We start from the raw sequence: 3,273 nt of genomic DNA on the forward strand, positions 1-3,273 counted from the left end.
GGGCTGAAAAGTTTGCTTTCTCGTTATCTGGAACTTTGTCAACCTTTTGGAAACGCCTAGTGCGGACCCGCATGCTAGGTGTTGTGAGAGGACGGAGGTTAGCCGCCCCCTCCTACTCGATCTTTTCCCATCTTGTCTGGTTAATTGGGTGACGTTGATTTCATAGCCAAGGACAAGCATTTATAACCAGCTCAGAGATGGACGTTATGATGGGAAGGCCGTACTTCCACGAGAAAGCCCGATGTCCCTCACCCCCCGTCTTGCAGGCAAACGGAAGCAAAACCGCAACTTTGGAAAAAATCCCCTCGTCTAAAGAGATGTACCATTTCGGAAAGGGGTGCCGTTCATGGATTCCACGGATTGGGTCTGGTTTTCGCCGCTTCAGCCTCCTTTTGCGGTCGCGGGGTTTCCCTGGCTGCAAACGGAGGGCAAATACCGCCGGCTTCCCGTCAACCCTCCCTACGCCGTGCCGGCTGCCGTCGACGCGCTCGCGAACCATACGGCCGGAGGCCAAATTCGCTTTGTCACCGATTCGTCCCGGCTGGCGGTTCGGGTTCGGCTTGCCGGACCGGCCAATATGTACCATATGGCCGCGACGGGGCAGTGCGGCTTCGACTGCTACGAGGAATGGGAAGACAAGCTGATCTACCGCGCCACGACGCAGCTTAGCCCGGCCGTCTCCGAATACGAAGCGCTGCTGTTTGAGAACGGTTCGACAGCCCCCCGGCAGATCGTGCTGAACTTCCCGCTGTATCAGGGCGTGGAAGAGGTGTCGGTCGGTCTTGAAACCGGGGCATCCGTCTGGGCTCCACCCGCTTACGAAGGTCAGGGCCGCATCGTCGTGTACGGGACGTCCATCACCCAGGGCGCCTGCGCCTCGCGTCCCGGCATGTGCTATACGAATCTGCTCAGCCGCCGCCTGAACCGGGAATTCATCAACCTCGGCTTCTCGGGAAGCGGCAAAGGAGAACCCGAGCTGTCCCGCATCATCGCGACCATCCCGGACGTGGCCTGCCTGGTGCTGGATTACGAAGCGAACAGCGTGACGCCGGAGCTTTACGCCCAGACGCTGCCGGAGTTCATCCGGATTTACCGCGAAGCCCGTCCCGAGACGCCCGTCCTGGTGCTGTCCCGCATCCCGTTCGCCAGGCAGAAGTTCGACGAGGAGGCGCGCCGGCAGCAGGAGACCCGCAAAAAGATGCAGATCGAGCTGGTCCGTTCGCTTCGTGCCGCAGGGGATCACAACATCTATTTTCACGATGGAGAGAAGCTGCTGCTGCATCATGGGCAGGAATGCTTTGTGGACGGCATCCACCCGACCGATCTCGGCTTTATGCAGATGGCGGACGGCCTGGAGCCGGTGCTCCGCACGATCTTGAAAAAATCTTGAGACGATGCACGCCAAGCGGAGTTCTCCCGTACAATAACCCATGCCCAAAACGTATGGGGGAGGAGGACAAACCGTGATTGTAATTGCAGGCAGCGGCGACCACGCATTGGACACGTCGGCCCTGTCGGATTTGGAAAGGGAAATCGTGCGGCAAAAGCAGCAAAGCCGGACCGTTTACCGCTACGATTCGGAGGCCGCCTTGATGTTCGAGCTCCGAATGCGGAGCGCGACGGTGCAGGCGTCCAGGGCGCTTAACGCGAGCAGGCCCGGCTTCACCTCCTTTCAACATTCGCGCTGCAACGAACGTTACTGGAACCGGACGGAGGAAGGCGGCTTCCGGCTGAGAAGCGGCGTCACGCCGGCGGAGGGACTGCGCGATATTTTTCAAAACGGAAGGGAGTACGCGTTCGAATGCGCGACCGCCATCGTGATCGTGTTTTACAGGGCGATTCTCGACACGAGCGGCGAGGCGTTTTTCAATACCTATTTCCCCAACCTGTATTTATACGACTGGCATCATGACAGCGACCTGCGCCTGATCCGGGCCAGCGGCCCGGAATCGTTCCCGGGGGACGTGCTGTATTTTCCGAATCCCGACCATGATCCAAGAAGGCCGGAATGGCAGGGGGAAAATGCGGTGAAGCTGGCCGACAATTTGTACTATGGACATGGAATCGGAATCGCGTCGGCGGAGGCCATCATCGCCGCCCTTAACCGGACGAGAGCGCCCGGCAGCACCGTTTCCGCCTATATGTCGGATCTGATCGTGTTTCCGGACACCGAGCATCTCCGCAGGCTGATGTCAAGGGAACCGGCGCAGGGAAGGCGCATCGATGCGGACAGCCCGATCGTCACCCGGATCGGCAGCCGGCGTTATATCTGCTGAAGCCGGCCGTTGGGGCGGGCCGCTTCCGTATTTTCCGCGGGCTTGCGCAGCTAGTGGCACCGCAAGCCCGCGGCGCCGAAGCCGGAGAGGAAAGGCGCGGTAGGGGGAGATGGGGACAAGCCGTTTCGGGCGGCCGGCGGCGAAAGGTATAATGGGAGGCGTATACTTTCAAAAGGAGCTTAACCGATGGCAAAGCCGAAATATTACGTTGTGTGGGCCGGAAGAAATCCGGGGATTTATGAAAGCTGGCCCGAATGCCGGAAGCAAATCGAGAAATTCGAAGGCGCCAAGTACAAATCGTTCGAATCCAGGGCGGAGGCGGAAGCGGCTTTCAGAGACGGATGGGAAAAGCATTGGGGCCGGAACAAGCCTCAGGGGCTGAGCCTGAAGACCGCTTCATCGTCCTCTTGGGAAGACGAAATCGATTACGACAGCATTTCCGTCGATGCGGGCACGCGGGGAAATCCGGGACCCGTCGAATACAAGGGCGTCGACACCCGCACCGGGGAGGTTATTTTCTCGTACGGACCGATAAGCAAAGGGACGAACAACATCGGCGAGTTTTTGGCGATCGTTCACGCGCTTGCCTACCTGCAGAAGCTGGGCAGTGACAAGACCGTGTACAGCGATTCCGCCAACGCGATCAAATGGGTGAAGCAGAAAGCGGTGTCCACGACGCTCGCCCGCGACGCTTCGACGGAGGAGATCTGGAAGCTGATCGACCGCGCGGAGCATTGGTTGAGAACCCATACATACAAAAACAAGGTGCTCAAGTGGCAGACGGAGAGGTGGGGCGAGATCAAGGCCGACTACGGCAGAAAATAACCCGCCTCAGAAGGCCGGCCCGCACAAAAAAAGAGGCTGCTCCTCGGATGCAGGAGCTTGCATTGCAGAACCCTGCATTGAACTGACCCCCGTCAAGTAGACAGTACAAAAAAATAAAAATCGGTTAAGCGGCCTTGGTCCTGAATTCCATGGGACTGAGGCCGTTTAGTTT

At 58.7% G+C, this 3,273-nt stretch carries 3 protein-coding genes; all 3 read left to right on the forward strand.

Annotation, left to right across the window (positions count from 1 at the left end):
- Positions 1 to 346 precede the first annotated feature (346 nt).
- The gene (locus F560_RS24045; protein ID WP_019007844.1) at positions 347 to 1,390 is read left to right on the forward strand and encodes an SGNH/GDSL hydrolase family protein; all 1,044 of its coding nucleotides are present in this window, start codon (positions 347 to 349) and stop codon (positions 1,388 to 1,390) included.
- A gap of 73 nt (positions 1,391 to 1,463) precedes the next feature.
- A complete protein-coding gene (locus F560_RS0121870) occupies positions 1,464 to 2,276 on the forward strand; it encodes a protein-glutamine gamma-glutamyltransferase (protein ID WP_019007845.1) in 813 nt (270 codons plus the stop codon).
- Between the two features lie 186 nt (positions 2,277 to 2,462).
- Entirely contained in the window at positions 2,463 to 3,101 is a 639-nt protein-coding gene (gene rnhA, locus F560_RS0121875; protein ID WP_019007846.1) for a ribonuclease H, read from the forward strand.
- The last annotated feature ends 172 nt before the right edge of the window (positions 3,102 to 3,273 follow it).

The sequence above is a fragment of the Cohnella laeviribosi DSM 21336 genome (assembly GCF_000378425.1).
Taxonomy (GTDB): Bacteria; Bacillota; Bacilli; order Paenibacillales; family Paenibacillaceae; genus Cohnella; species Cohnella laeviribosi.